This is a genomic window from Planococcus sp. 11815 (assembly GCF_051096385.1).
Classification (GTDB): domain Bacteria; phylum Bacillota; class Bacilli; order Bacillales_A; family Planococcaceae; genus Planococcus; species Planococcus citreus.
The window spans coordinates 717,947-731,941 of the sequence record NZ_CP096991.1; the positions used below are offsets into that span (position 1 = coordinate 717,947).

At 48.3% G+C, this 13,995-nt stretch carries 10 protein-coding genes; 5 read left to right on the plus strand and 5 right to left on the minus strand.

Features of this window, described 5'->3' with window-relative positions; genetic code table 11:
• Positions 1 to 38 precede the first annotated feature (38 nt).
• On the plus strand, positions 39 to 977 hold the full coding sequence (locus M1Q06_RS03720; protein WP_434401684.1) for a Gfo/Idh/MocA family protein: 939 nt from the start codon (positions 39 to 41) through the stop codon (positions 975 to 977).
• Positions 978 to 1,138: 161 nt separating this feature from the next.
• Here the strand turns inward: M1Q06_RS03720 and M1Q06_RS03725 are convergent, their stop codons facing one another.
• The 4 genes from M1Q06_RS03725 to M1Q06_RS03740 form a co-directional block, all read right to left on the minus strand.
• Positions 1,139 to 1,930, minus strand: a complete 792-nt coding sequence (locus tag M1Q06_RS03725; protein WP_434401686.1) for an endonuclease/exonuclease/phosphatase family protein — start codon at positions 1,928 to 1,930, stop codon at positions 1,139 to 1,141.
• A 98-nt stretch (positions 1,931 to 2,028) separates the two neighbouring features.
• The gene (gene ptsG, locus M1Q06_RS03730; protein WP_434401688.1) at positions 2,029 to 4,089 is read right to left on the minus strand and encodes a glucose-specific PTS transporter subunit IIBC; all 2,061 of its coding nucleotides are present in this window, start codon (positions 4,087 to 4,089) and stop codon (positions 2,029 to 2,031) included.
• Between the two features lie 186 nt (positions 4,090 to 4,275).
• Positions 4,276 to 5,118 (minus strand): glucose PTS transporter transcription antiterminator GlcT, encoded by an 843-nt coding sequence (glcT, locus tag M1Q06_RS03735; protein WP_121300433.1) that lies wholly within the window; start codon positions 5,116 to 5,118, stop codon positions 4,276 to 4,278.
• A gap of 280 nt (positions 5,119 to 5,398) precedes the next feature.
• Positions 5,399 to 5,917, minus strand: a complete 519-nt coding sequence (locus M1Q06_RS03740) for a hypothetical protein (RefSeq protein WP_434401690.1) — start codon at positions 5,915 to 5,917, stop codon at positions 5,399 to 5,401.
• Positions 5,918 to 6,095: 178 nt separating this feature from the next.
• On the opposite strand from M1Q06_RS03740, the gene M1Q06_RS03745 reads away from it, so the two are divergent.
• Positions 6,096 to 6,452, plus strand: coding sequence for a hypothetical protein (locus M1Q06_RS03745; protein ID WP_434401692.1), 357 nt, complete (start codon positions 6,096 to 6,098; stop codon positions 6,450 to 6,452).
• A gap of 157 nt (positions 6,453 to 6,609) precedes the next feature.
• On the opposite strand, the gene ade is transcribed toward M1Q06_RS03745, so the two are convergent.
• Positions 6,610 to 8,376, minus strand: a complete 1,767-nt coding sequence (gene ade / locus M1Q06_RS03750; RefSeq protein WP_434401694.1) for an adenine deaminase — start codon at positions 8,374 to 8,376, stop codon at positions 6,610 to 6,612.
• A gap of 390 nt (positions 8,377 to 8,766) precedes the next feature.
• Between ade and M1Q06_RS03755 the strand changes: the two genes are divergently transcribed.
• From M1Q06_RS03755 to M1Q06_RS03765, 3 genes are all read left to right on the plus strand, one after another.
• Entirely contained in the window at positions 8,767 to 10,344 is a 1,578-nt protein-coding gene (locus M1Q06_RS03755) for a response regulator transcription factor (protein ID WP_434401697.1), read from the plus strand.
• On the plus strand, positions 10,304 to 12,082 hold the full coding sequence (locus M1Q06_RS03760; RefSeq protein WP_434401699.1) for a sensor histidine kinase: 1,779 nt from the start codon (positions 10,304 to 10,306) through the stop codon (positions 12,080 to 12,082). The genes M1Q06_RS03755 and M1Q06_RS03760 overlap by 41 nt, the downstream gene beginning before the upstream one ends.
• A 536-nt stretch (positions 12,083 to 12,618) precedes the next feature.
• The gene (locus tag M1Q06_RS03765) at positions 12,619 to 13,917 is read left to right on the plus strand and encodes an ABC transporter substrate-binding protein (RefSeq protein WP_434401701.1); all 1,299 of its coding nucleotides are present in this window, start codon (positions 12,619 to 12,621) and stop codon (positions 13,915 to 13,917) included.
• Positions 13,918 to 13,995 lie beyond the last annotated feature (78 nt).

Sequence of the window (13,995 nt, forward strand, 5' to 3'; positions counted from 1 at the left end):
CTTGAACTCTAGTACATAAAGAGAAGAGGGAATAGATCATGAATTTCGGAATCATTGGAACGAATTGGATCACCGATCGATTCATCAAAGCAGCTAAGCAGCATCCTGATTTCCGCATCGGCGCCGTGTATTCAAGGACGGAAGAGACCGGCCGCGCGTTTGCGGAGAAATACGCGGTGGAGGCGGTCTATACGGACATGAAGAAAATGTTCGAAGAAGGCGATATTGATGCGGTCTATATCGCTTCGCCGAATGCGTTTCACGCTGAACAAAGCCTGCTCGCGATGCAACACGGCGTGCATGTGCTCTGTGAAAAGCCCGCCGTTGTCAGCCTGGACGAGATGGACAGAGTCATTACGGCATCGAAAGAAACCGGCATGACTTATATGGAAGCGATGAAATCGACCGTGACACCGACTTTCCTGCGGTTGAAAGAAGAGCTGCACAAAATCGGCCCGGTCCGCCGCTACGTATTCCATTACAACCAGTATTCGTCCCGCTATGATAAATATAAAGAAGGCATCGTCGAGAACGCGTTCAAGCCGGAACTCGGCAACGGCGCAAAAACGGATCTCGGCGTTTACGGCTTGGCGCCGCTCGTCCATTTGGCGGGGGAGCCGGATGCCGTATTGCGCAACCGCTACCTGTTATCGACCGGTGCGGAAGGGCAAGGCAGCATGATTCTCGATTACGGCGAATGCGAAGCGATCGTCATGTACTCGAAGATTTCGGATTCGTATTTGCCGAGTGAAATCCAAGGCGAAAACGGCGTCATCGAAATCGACAGAATCAGCGACCCGAAACATGTGCTGATTAAATACCGCGACGGCACAACCGAAGACATTTCCGTCCCGCACGAGTTCGATACGATGTATTACGAACTCGACGAATTTATTCGCTGCGTGCACAAAGGCCAAATAGAGTCCCCGATTAACACGCACGAGATCTCCCGGCAAGTGACGAAGCTGTTGCTTTAATGAAAAATAGTCAACGAAAAAACCGCTTTTCCCGTCCAGTATATCTAGGGGAAAGCGGTTTTATTTGTCTAGTTATTTGTGTTCGAGCATCACATAAAATCATTGCTCCCACATTTACTGCGTAAATGCGTCGCAAATGAATTTGCTCAGCTGACTCTTCGCTAATTCATTTCCAACTGAACTTCCACACCGAAATGATCCGACACCAGCGGCTTGTGCTCGCCGTTGAAGATGACTTTCGACGATTTGACGGTGACGGGTTCGGTGGAGAGGATCAAGTCGATGCGCAAGTCTTGCTTGTTGTCACTCCAGCCGGTGATTTTGCCTTGGACGGTGATGCCGGCATCTTTTTCCTCGGCCAGTGTGTAGGTGTCGTGCAACCCATTTTCCAATAAGTAGGCATAGCCTTGTTGTTCGAGCGAGGCGTCGTTATTGAAGTCGCCCATCAAAAAAGCAGGGGCTTCTGTTTTCATTTGCCCAAGCAGCTGGTCGGCCTGGAATTGGAACGGCTCTTCCGCATCGTGCCACCAGCCGGTGTGGCAGGAATAGAACGTGAAGGGCTGGCCTTTGTAATGGATCATTGCGCCGACAATCTTCCGCGTTTTCGGCGAATGCTTGTCGGTGCTTTGGCTGACGAAGAAGCTATCCTCCTCGATGACCGGGTGGCGCGTCAAGATCACCAGCCCTTCTTCGTAGCGTCCGTAGACGAGGTGGGAGAAATCCCATACCATCGAATAGCCTGTCACGCCGAGTTGCTCCAGCTCCTGAAGCAGGACCCGTGCGTAATTGTCGTGCTTGACGACATGTTCTGGTTCATCGTCGATCGACTGGTTGACTTCCTGCAAGGCGATGACGTCATACTCCTTTTCGGCAATGGCTTGTGCCAAGTGGCGGATTTTCTCCAGCTGGTTTTCTTCGTGCCAAGCGTGGCAATTCAAAGTCAGTAGTTTCATCGGTTCATTCCTCCAAGAATAACTATTTTACAGAAAACCCGGACCTAAGCGAAGCGATTCGCGCGGGTCCGGGTTTGAAGCTGGTAAGAAAGGAGCTTTTACACTTCTTCATTCCCCCCAGTAATTTCAATCAAGTCTTTCGTATTCGCAGCTACTCGGCCGGATGTTTTGATGTTCACTTGCTGTCCTTCTTGGAGGCTCGTGAAGACAACCGGCGTGATGATGGACGGAGCGTGTTCGCTGATATAGGCGAGGTCCATTTCCATCAATAATTGTCCTTGTTCGACAAGGTCGCCTTGCTCAACATGGGCAGTGAATCCTTCGCCTTTCAGATGGACGGTATCGATGCCGATATGGATCAGCATTTCAGTGCCGTCATCCGCTTTTAACCCGATGGCGTGTTTCGTCGGGAACAAGGTGACGACTTCACCGTTCACTGGCGAGAATACTTTGCCTTCAGACGGTTTGATCGCAAAGCCGTCGCCGACCATTCTGCCGGAAAAGACTTGGTCAGGCACATCGGTGATCGGCAGGATATCGCCTGTGATCGGAATTCCGAAATCAATGGTGCCGAGGCGTACCGGTGCATTTCCCGCGTCTTTCGCTTGGTCGATGATCTGGGATACATCTTGTTTCGTGCGCGGCGTTTTGCCGTTCATGATGTCTTGCATTTGCCCACGCAGGTTGTCGGAAACCGGCCCAAAAATCGCTTGGATGTTATTGCCGACTTCCATGACACCGGAAGCACCGAGTTTCTTCAATTTATTCTTATCGACTGCGCTCTTGTCTTCAACACTGACGCGCAGGCGGGTGATGCAGGCATCAAGGTGGGTGATGTTTTGCTGTCCGCCCATCGCTTGCAGGATTTCGTATGGCAATTCACCGGCAACGGCTGAATCGCCATCTTCGTCTGCTTCTTCGTCTTCACGCCCTGGCGTCATCAAATTGAATTTCGTGATGGCGAAGCGGAAGCCGAAATAGTAAATGACTGCGAAGAACAATCCGACGACGATAACCCAGAACCATTCCGTTCTGCCCGGCATGACGCCGAACAATAGGAAGTCGATGAGGCCGCCGGAGAAGGTCATGCCGATTTTAACATCAAGAATGTGCATGATCATGAACGAGAGTCCAGCGAATACTGCGTGGATCCCGAACAACACTGGTGCTACGAAAAGGAATGCAAATTCAAGCGGTTCAGTGATCCCTGTCAAAAATGAAGTCAAGGCAGCAGAAGCCATGATGCCGCCGACGACTTTCTTGCGTTCAGGGCGTGCACAGTGGTAGATCGCAAGTGCCGCTGCTGGAAGGCCGAACATCATGAACGGGAATTTCCCTGTCATGAACGTGCCGGCTGTGAATTCAACGCCGTCCTGCAGCTGTTCAAAGAAGATGCGCTGGTCGCCGCGGACGATTTCGCCAGCCGCATTCGTATACGTGCCGAACTCAAACCAGAACGGCGAATAGAAAATGTGGTGAAGCCCGAAAGGAATCAACGAGCGTTCCACCAGGCCGAATACAAAGGCAGCGAGTGTGCGGTTCGTTTCAAGCATGAAATAAGACAATGTGTTCAAGCCGTTCTGTGCGAAAGGCCAGACGAGGAACATCGCGACACCGAGAAACAATGCCGAGAATGCGGTAATGATCGGAACAAAGCGTTTTCCGGCGAAGAAGCCGAGAAATTGCGGCAAGTTGATATTGAAGAATTTATTGTACATCGCCGCGGCTAATATCCCGACGATGATCCCGCCGAAGACGCCGGTCTGTAAGGTCGGAATGCCAAGGACCATGGCGTACGCAGGATCTGAAGTGGCCATCTCGGGTGTGATGCCGCCGATTGCTTTCATCGTGACGTTCATGATCAAATAGCCGATGATCGCGGCAAGTCCTGCGACCCCGTCACCGCCGGCTAAGCCGATCGCGACGCCGACCGCAAAGAGCAGTGGTAAATTATCAAAAATTACACCGCCGGCTTCAGCCATGATGAAGAGCAATGACTGGACCCAAGGGGTGCCGAAGAATGGTACCGCTTCCACAAATGTGTCTTGTGAAAAGCTTGTGCCGAATGCCAGCAAAATTCCTGCTGCGGGCAAGAGTGCGACAGGCAGCATCAATGCCTTCCCGACTTTTTGCAATGTGCCGAATACATTAGTAGACATAAAATTTCCTCCTTTATTGGTAAAAATGAATGCGGATCAAACGTGATGGAGCGCATATGGCGGAAGCAAAAGCATACAAAAAAGGCATGAGCGGAAAAGGCATCGGTAAAAAAGGGGAGAATTCCCCTGGATTAACCGTTGTACCTTTTCATACTCATGCCTGATCGAATCAGTAACACGTATGAATCAGTTTGTATGGGTCAAGCGCTGCAAATGAATCGTCAGATAAAGCACTTCCGCTTCGTCGACAGGCTTTTTTAATTGGTTTTGCATTACTTTAATGAGCTTCCAAGCCAGATTATAGCACACGGGGTATTCGGCTTTCAATAGCTCTTGAAGTTTATTTTCATCGCCCAGTGATTCCCCGTGATGGATACGGTCGATCGCCCGGTGCAGATGCTGGATCAGGCGGTGGTAATTGACATTGTCTTTGCTGATGTCGACTTTCAACCCATCTTCAATCAATTCCGTCAGGCGCGAAATAAGCGCGTGGTCACGGTTGATGTCGCGCAAGGATTTGTCGGTCACGGCACTGTGGATGTGAAGCGCGATAAATCCGATTTCGCCTTCCGGAAACACAATGCCCATGTGATTTTGGAAGGCTTTCACGACACCTTTAGCCACTTGGTATTCTTTCGGATACAAAGACTCGATTTCGAAAAGGAACGAATTCGAAAACTGCATGTTCTGCTGGATGCGCTTGATGGCAAAAGACAAATGATCCGTCAACGCTACGTGAATATGTTCATTCAACTCAGTGCCCATCTGCTCCTCGATGTATAAGAGCTGGTCATTGATAAACGCGATGAGGTCTTCATCGATATGCGGAATCATGTTGACGTATTGTTCCTTTTCCGCCTCGTCTTTTAACAGGAAAGTCTTATCGGCATGATCAAACGAAATGACATCGCCTTTTTTCCGGTTGAAGCCAAGGCCATTTCCGATCAAGACGACTTCCTTATAGGCATCATGGCGGGCGATCACGACATTGTTGTTCAATACTTTTTCGATGGTCAATAGCTGTTCCATGATTTCCTCCGTTCAAAAGATCGCCTTGATGTATTAAGCATAATTCAAGTTATACAGGAAATGGGGGAGAAAAAACAAGTTCGGGGCGTGGGGGAATGTAGTGTGTCCCTGTGCAAGGCACAATTCAGGCGAGGTGGATGGCGGTAGCAGTGGGTTTGGGTGCGGAATCGTCCCTGTGCATGACACAATTCGAACGAGAAATGCATGAAGAATGCTCCGGAATGGAGATCTTCTTCATGCATTTTTTATATTTTTGTTTTAATTGTTCGAAGAGGTGTTTTCAGATAGAAGCTTCTTCATTCTGTACTTTGAACATTTCATATTCCATCTGGTCTAACTTATTTGTCCATCTCAACCCCGAAACTTCCGGCATTAAGGATCGATGATCACCCCAGTTCAAGATATGTATAAGCTGCAATTCCTTTTCAGGTAAAGAGGAAATGCTTCTAGCGTTATAGGCGGGCTTATGTGAGTAAATTAATAGACGCTCCGCCAAATCAATATATTTTGACCAAATCTCATCGTTCAAAGGTTGACTCCCATGAAGCCTTCCAATATAGATTTTGTGGTTGTTGGAGTCGTTGGTACACAACCAATTTTCCTGGGGAATCCGTTTGCCTAATGTTTGATAATCAGCTTTTCCTATATAAAGTAATACATCATTTCCATATACGGGGTGAGTTCCGTAAACCTGGTAAACCCCATAATCAGTTTTGTCATTCATCAAATGTGGCAAGTCTTTTAATTGATAAGAACCTTCCCATTGAATTTGGATCAAAGTAGATGCGGTAATGGTCATATAAAGCGCTCCCTCTAAAGATATGATTTTTTTGGAAAAAATTAAGTAGTAATTACTGATTTTAATTAATAATTGTATTTAAGTTCCTTATTTATGATACTATTTACGTAATAAAAATAATAGTCAAAATATCACATCTAGTTTTGAATTATTTTAATTGAATAAAGGGGGAGCATTCATGAAAATTACGATGGAAATGAGCAGAAAAGCGTTTCCAATAGCAAAGAAAGTATTTTCAGGACAGCTGACAAGAACTAACGGGAAAGTTGAAATTAATCGAACTTCAGGTATGGCCGAGGGATCTGCACATGCATATATCACAATTTTTCTAGCAATGATGGGTGGGGAGGAATACAAGCGGGCGTTCAATAATGAGACAAATAGGTTTTTGCTAGAAAGCATTCGAAAAGATTATGGGGAGCAGTATTTTGTAAATGCATTGGATGCAGCACAAAAGCATATAAATTATTACTCCACACTCAAAAAAGGAAATTTAACAGGTTTGCAAAGTATCGTTGACGAGTTGAGACCATAAGCTGCTGAATCGTTTTACAAATAATGCTAGAATACATAAAAAAACATGAAGAACCCCGTATTCTCGGAGGGTCTTCATGTTTTTTCTGCTTAAATTGTGTGGTGCACAGGGCGAGTTCAGGCGTGTTCAACAAACAAACTCCGCTATATCAACACTCTCAGTCGTTTTCTGGCGTTTGAATTGTGTCTTGCACAGGGATAGAAGAAGAAACAGGAACAGAAATATGCCGGAAACTCCCGACATCGAACAATCCCCGGTCGGTCAGTTTCAAATGAGGAATGACCGGCAGCGACAGAAATGACAAAGTCAGGAATGCGTTGAAATGCGTTGGGGCGCCGATCTGAAGCAGGCTGTGATCGATTGTTTTCAGCTGCTCGTAAACGGCGGTGGACGGTTCGTTGGACATCAATCCGGCTATCGGCAGCGGTAAACTCGCCAAGACTTGGCCGTTTTGGACGACGGCGAGTCCGCCTTGCAGTTGATGAAGCGCTTCGATTGCTGCGAGCATATCTTGGTCATTCGTCCCGACCACAATCACATTATGCGAGTCGTGCGCTACGGTTGTCGCGATGGCGCCGTTTTGGAGGCCTAGCCCTTTGACAATGCCGAGGCCGATATTGCCGGTCGCCCGGTGGCGTTCGATGACAGCGATTTTCAAATGGCCGCTTGCCGAATTCGAAACAAACATGCCGTCAGCGACTGGCACGTCTTCTATTAAATGCTCGGTGATCAATTTGTTTGGATTGATGCCGATAACATGTGCGCTCGTATTTGTGCCCATTGGAATTTGTAGCTTGTCTGCGGACAGCTCGGCAATACGTACTGTCTCACGAACCGATGAGCTGTCACTGTCTGTGTCCATGGGCCCTGCGTAGCGCCCGTCTTTCGCTGCCAGCTGCCCGCCTTTATAGACTTCCGTAATCGTGAATTCTTCCAAACTATCGAGCAGTGCGAAATCCGCGTCGTAGCCAGGGGCGATGGCACCTTTTTGGTGCAGCCCGAAACATTGGGCAGCATTCAAGGTCGCCATCGAAATGGCGGTGATGGGATTGATTCCGTAGCGGATTGCTGTCCGGACGTTGTGGTCGACGCTGCCTTCTTCGATCAGATCATCGAGATGCTTATCGTCGGTGCAGAACAAGCAACGCTGAGCGTTTTGCTCGGTCACGCCTTCAAGAAGTGCGTGGAGATCTTTTGCGACCGAGCCTTCGCGCAGCATGACATAAAGGCCGCGTTCAATGCGTGCCGTCATTTCTTCTTTCGTCACGCATTCATGATCCGTCAAAATGCCGGCGGTACCATAGACATTGATATCATTATCAGTAAGGCCTGCTGCGTGGCCGTCAATCTGCCGGCTCAGCAGAAGTTTATCGAGCATCGCCCCGTCTCCTTGAAGCACCGCGGGAAAATCCATGACTTCCGCCAGGCCGAGCACCGAATCGCGCCCGACAAAAGGAATCAAGTCTTCAGCGGACAGCCGGGCGCCTGCGTTTTCAAAAGGCGTAGCCGGGACGCAGGACGGCAGCATCATTTTAATATCGAGCATGGCCTGCTCCGCATCTTTCAACATGAATTCAAGTCCAGCCGTTCCGCTGACATTGGCGATTTCGTGTGGGTCGGTGATGACCGTCGTCACGCCGTGCGGCAGCACGACTTGTGAAAACTGCTGGGGTGTCACCATCGACGACTCGATGTGGACATGGGCATCGATCAAGCCGGGTGCGATGAACTTGCCGGATGCATCGATTTCCTCGATGCCTTCGTAGTCGCCGATTCCGACGATGACGCCGTTGCTGATCGCTACGTCTCCGGTCGTCAAGGTTTTCATGAAGACATTGACGATCAACGCATGGCGAATGACAAGGTCTGCTTTTTTCCGTTTGTTGGCGGCGGCGATCCTGTTTTTCAGTTGGGCTTTTTTCATGGCTGATTTCGCTCCTTTGGATGCTTGATCGGGGATTGAACGCGAGTTAAGTTTTGCCATATTCTACAGCAGAGCGAGCGGAAGCTCTAGTGAAAAAAGAAAATGTCCCTGTGCGCGACACAATTCGGACGTTGGAAAACCCGTGGCCAGTGGAGGTGGGTATGAAACCGTCCCTGTGCATGACACAATTCTCACTCTACAAGACACAATTCGTCTAGATGTTTTCCGATTCTAAAGTCAGAACCTGGGAACTATCCCAATCCGCTCAAAAGGTGGTAACATATCAACAAGAAAAAGAATTCAGAGAATTGCCACGGGGATGGACGGGTCGAGCATGCCAAGCAGAGAAATAGATGGTGTAAGGGCTCGGAATTGACCGATGAGTTTCATATGATGGGGGTAAAAATCATGGGAGAAGCGTGCAAAGTTCTGATTGTTGACGACGAGATGTTGATCAGACAGGGGATCATTAATTATATTGCTTGGGAACAGGAAGGCTTTCAAATTGTGGGGGAAGCTTCGAATGGCAAAGAAGCGATGGGCTTGATTGCAGAATTTGCGCCGCATATCGTCATTACGGACATCGTCATGCCGATCATGGACGGCATCGATTTGGTGAAAGAAGGGAAGACGGAGTTTCCCGACACTGAATTCATCGTCTTGAGCAGTTTTGAAGACTTCGATTACGTGCGGTCGATGTTCCAGAACGGCGTCGCCGATTATATTTTAAAGCCAAAGTTGAATGGGCCTGAGCTGTTGAAAATATTGAACCGTGTCGTGGACCGCATTCCGGGGCTACAGCATTGCGTTTCGGCGGCGCAGGCGGAACCGACCACAGAAGAGTTATTGGAAGGCGTGATTCAAGGTTATCATTTGCCTATCGACGGGGACGGGTTATCTGATGTTTTACCGAACAGTTACTTCGCTATACTGGCAATCCGCGGCAAAAATGTCGATCCGCTCCAGCTGAAAACGGCGTTGGAGCGCTCCATGCTGGAAGAATTGCCGATTCTCGCCTTGAATTCCAGCGACGCGGATGCGCTGATGGTACTGAATTTTCATCCGCATCAGCTGGAAATCGTCAAACAAGCCATCAAACAGCAGGCAGCCCAATCGCAAGAAAGCAGATGGATGATGTGCGAGCCGGTCGATGCCATCGAAGAGTTAAAGAAAGCGCATGATGAAGGATGCGCAAAGATGAAGAAATATGAATTTTATTTGCCGGATGACAAGCTGTTCCTCTTCGGTGAATTGCCGCTGGAAAATGAAAAACAAGCAAATTTCGATTTGAATCACTTCATTGAGATGTTCAAGGACCGGCTGTTCAATGCCGCTTTCACGTATTTGGAAAACCATATCGAGTATTTGGCCGGGCGCTACAACAACGACAGTTTCGAGTTCAAATCGTTTTTGGGCAATATCGTCTTCAACATCGTCGTCTTATTGGATGCCATGAAATACGATACCCAAGAGCTTGAGCAGAAGAAATATAGCTATTTCTCGACGATCAATGAAGCCGCTGATGTCAATGAAGCATTGGGTTTGCTCGATGCCTTCCTCGAAGAAGTGAAGGAAATCATCCACCTAGGAGACAAAGCGAATGAATCCAATAACCTCGACAAGATTCTGGAGTATATTGAGCTTCATTACACCGAGCCGCTGAGGTTGTCTGAAATCGCCAACCATTTCCATTTCAACGCGTCGTATTTGTCGTCTTATTTCAGTACGCACCATAAAGAAGGATTCAGCGAATACTTGAACCGTGTGCGCATCAAAAAATCGATGGAACTATTGGAAAACAGTACAGTATCCATCTCGAACATCAGCGGCATGGTCGGCTATTCGGAGCACAGCTATTATTGCAAAGTGTTTAAGCGCATAACCGGGATGTCTCCAGGCAGCTATCGAAAGGAGCTCCAAGCCCGCCATGAAACTGAAGAAAAAGGCCTTTCTCATCTTAAGAAATAACAGCTTGTTCATCAAAATGTTCCTGATCATGGTCATCAGCATCGTGGCGGTTTCCTTGTTGATCACGTTCAGTTCGATCCGCATGTCATCCGACCTGTTCATGGACACCTTCAGCATTTCGAACACGAGAGCTTTGGAGCAGATCGAGACCGAATTCGAAGACTATAGCTTTGCCATCGTGGCGGCGACGAATGAAGTGCAAAACAACGGCACCATCAAACGGGTGCTGACGCAAACGAACGCCACTACTTTGGAAACCTATAGCTCTTATCACGATATCAGCGAGCAGATCGAGCGCATTTACCGGACCGTCGAGTCGTACGATGCCAATATGATCGTGCTCGGCAACAACGAGCGCTTGTATAATGTGAACTACACAAATTGGCCGGTGTCGTGGGAAGCGCTGCGCAATCACCCGATCTCGCAATACACGATTAACCGTCCGAACCGGCTATTGTATCAATACTTGCCGTCCACGTCATTCGCGGATGAGCCGATGATCGTCGCAACGAAAGCCTTGATGGAGCGGTCGACCGGCGAGATTTACGGCGTCTTGTATTTCCCGATCCGTGAAGCGCAGCTGAAGCAATTTTACGAAGGCTATACGAGCGAGGAAAACGAAGTCATGCTGGTCGATGCTGAAGGGAAGATCGTTTCCGGCAATCAAGAGGCAATGATCGGCCAAGATGTGCCCGAATTGATGGCTTTGGCACAAGAAGTGGACGATGAGGGGCTGGAATACAAAGACGTCGAAGTGTTCGGCAAGGATTATATGCTGATGGCGCAATATTTGCCGACTTATAATATGTATTTGGTCAATCTCGTCGACAAAGATGCGGTGCTCGCCAACCTCGTCAATACGAGGGAAATCCTGCTGATCAGCCTTGGCATCGTGTTACTGGCGGTCATTGTCGTGTTCATCATTTCACGGCGCATGACCAATTCCATCAGCCGTTTGGTCAAGCAAATCTCGACCATGGCGAAACACGATTTCAACGTGCCAGTCGCTGAAACAGGCGGCTACGAAGCGAAGAAAATCGCCAATGCGTTCAACTCGATGCTCAATGAATTGCAGGAATATGTGGATCTCGCGATACAGGCGCAGCAAAAACAGCGCAGTGCCGAATTGATGGCGCTCCAGCACCAAATCAACCCGCATTTTATCTACAACACCTTGGCGTCGATCAAGTTCATGATCCAGCAAGGCAAAAAAGAGCAAGCGACCGATATGATCCATGCCCTGATTGCGCTGCTGCAAAATGCCCTCAGCAATGTCGAACAGACGATTACTGTGGAACAGGAAATAACGGATTTGAAAAACTATGTGCTGATCAACCAATCGCGCTACGGCGACGGCATCAAAGTGAATTTCTTCATTTCACCGGATTGCCTGGATTGCCAATTGCCGAAATTGATCCTGCAGCCCTTTATCGAAAATGCGTTTTTCCATGCGTTCAATGAGAAAAAACAAGGCTTTGTGCAAATCCTGGTGTCCCAAAAAGGCGATAATTTGTTGTGCGAAATCGTCGATAATGGCGACGGCATGGAAATCAAAGGCGACCACACGAAAGAAGATATCAAGGAAAAACGCCATCTGTTCAGCGGCATCGGCATCCGCAACGTCCATGAACGCATCCAGATGCTTTACGGTGAACAATACGGCGTGGACATCTCAAGCGTCAAAGGCGAAGGCACGAAAGTGAAAGTGGAATTGCCGCTTCAGAAAGTCATGGTGTAAGTTGAATGAATTTTTTAGATTTCTTTATAAGCGATATTCCGCAAAACAGCTGGCTTTCCTGGGGGCTTGCGCTGAACTAATTCGGGCTAAACGCCCGAATGGATTTCAGCACTTCGTCGAAACGGAGTTGGAAAGCCACCTCCGTTTCTGCTCCCCAAGGAGTCTGCGCTATTTTGCTACATATCTATTCAATAGTTCATCCGAAAGAGCGGAAGGTGGCGACTCCTGCGGAAATAGCACGAGCTGAAGACCCTGGACTGAGCGTAAGCGAGGGAAGCGGCTGAAGCCGTGTCCGCGGAAAGCGCCCACCTGAAGCGATTTTAACATTCTATTTTTCTAACTCTGATTTATTTGTTCGCCAAAAGCCAATGAAATTCCAAGAACCTAACAATACTACAAGAAAAAAGAGAGAAAATTGAAATATCTAAAAATTTTCGGATAGAACACCTAAAGATTGTGCTAACAATCTTTTTTTTTTGGCCGCTATACTGTTTACAAGGCGAAAAGTTAAGCGCTTACAAAAAGGGGGATTTCAAATGAAGAAATTTAATCTTATGTTTTTGGCGGCAGCGAGCATGGCCGCATTAGCAGCTTGTTCTTCTGGGGATGAAGAGGCGAGCGGTGGCAGTGGATCAGAAGGTTCAGCTGACGTAGACGAGATTACGGCATGGGCTTGGGATCCGGCTTTCAACATTGCAGCTCTTGAAGATGCAAAAGAAGCTTACAATGGCGATGGCGATTACGAAGTGAATATCATTGAAAATGCGCAAGACGATATTATCCAAAAACTCAACACGGGGCTTAGCTCAGGGACAACGAACGGCATGCCGAACATTGTCCTGATCGAAGACTACCGTGCACAAAGCTTCCTGCAAGCGTATCCGGATGCATTCCATCCATTGACGGACGTCATCGATTCCGAAGACTTTGCGGATTACAAGATCGCAACGACGAGCTTTGACGGCGAGCAATACGGATTGCCGTTCGACTCTGGCGTTGCAGCACTGTATGTACGGACAGACTATCTTGAAGAAGCCGGCTACTCAGTCGAAGACGTAACAGACATCACGTGGCAGGAATACATTGAAATCGGGAAAGACGTCAAAGAAGCGACAGGCAAGAACATGCTGACTTTGGATCCGAACGATTTGGCGCAAGTGCGCATGATGATCCAGACGAACGGATCTTGGTATGTCGAAGAAGATGGTTCGACACCGAACATTGCAGGAAACGAAACTCTTGAAAAAGGCTTTGAAACATATAAAGAAATGATGGATGCGGACATCGCGAAAATCGTTTCTGACTGGAGCCAATTTGTCGGTGCGTTCAATAGCGGCGATGTAGCCAGCGTACCGACCGGAAACTGGATTACGCCAAGCGTCAAGCAAGCAGCTGATCAATCCGGCAAATGGGCAGTCGTTCCAATGCCACGCTTGGATATGGAAGGCGCGGTCAACGCATCCAACCTAGGCGGCAGCTCGTGGTACGTACTGAATGTGGACGGCAAGGAACAAGCAGCAGACTTCTTATTGAACACATTCGGCTCAAATCCTGATTTGTATCAAACACTGGTCAAAGACATCGGCGCGCTTGGGACATATTCACCGGCAGCTGAGGGCGATGCATACGCAGTGGAAGACGAGTTCTTCAGCGGGCAGCAGCTCATCACAGACCTCTCCACATGGACAGATGAAATTCCAGCAGTCAATTATGGCCTTCACACATACGCAATCGAAGACATCCTGGTCACTGGAATGCAAGATTATTTGAACGGCGCAGAACTGGATACAGTACTTGAAAATGTCCAAGGGCAAGCTGAAGCACAACTCAAATAATTGATCGGAAATACATGAAGCCTTGAGTTGCCGCCGACGAACTGGTAGAAGTGCTTTATCACTTACCAGTTGGGCACA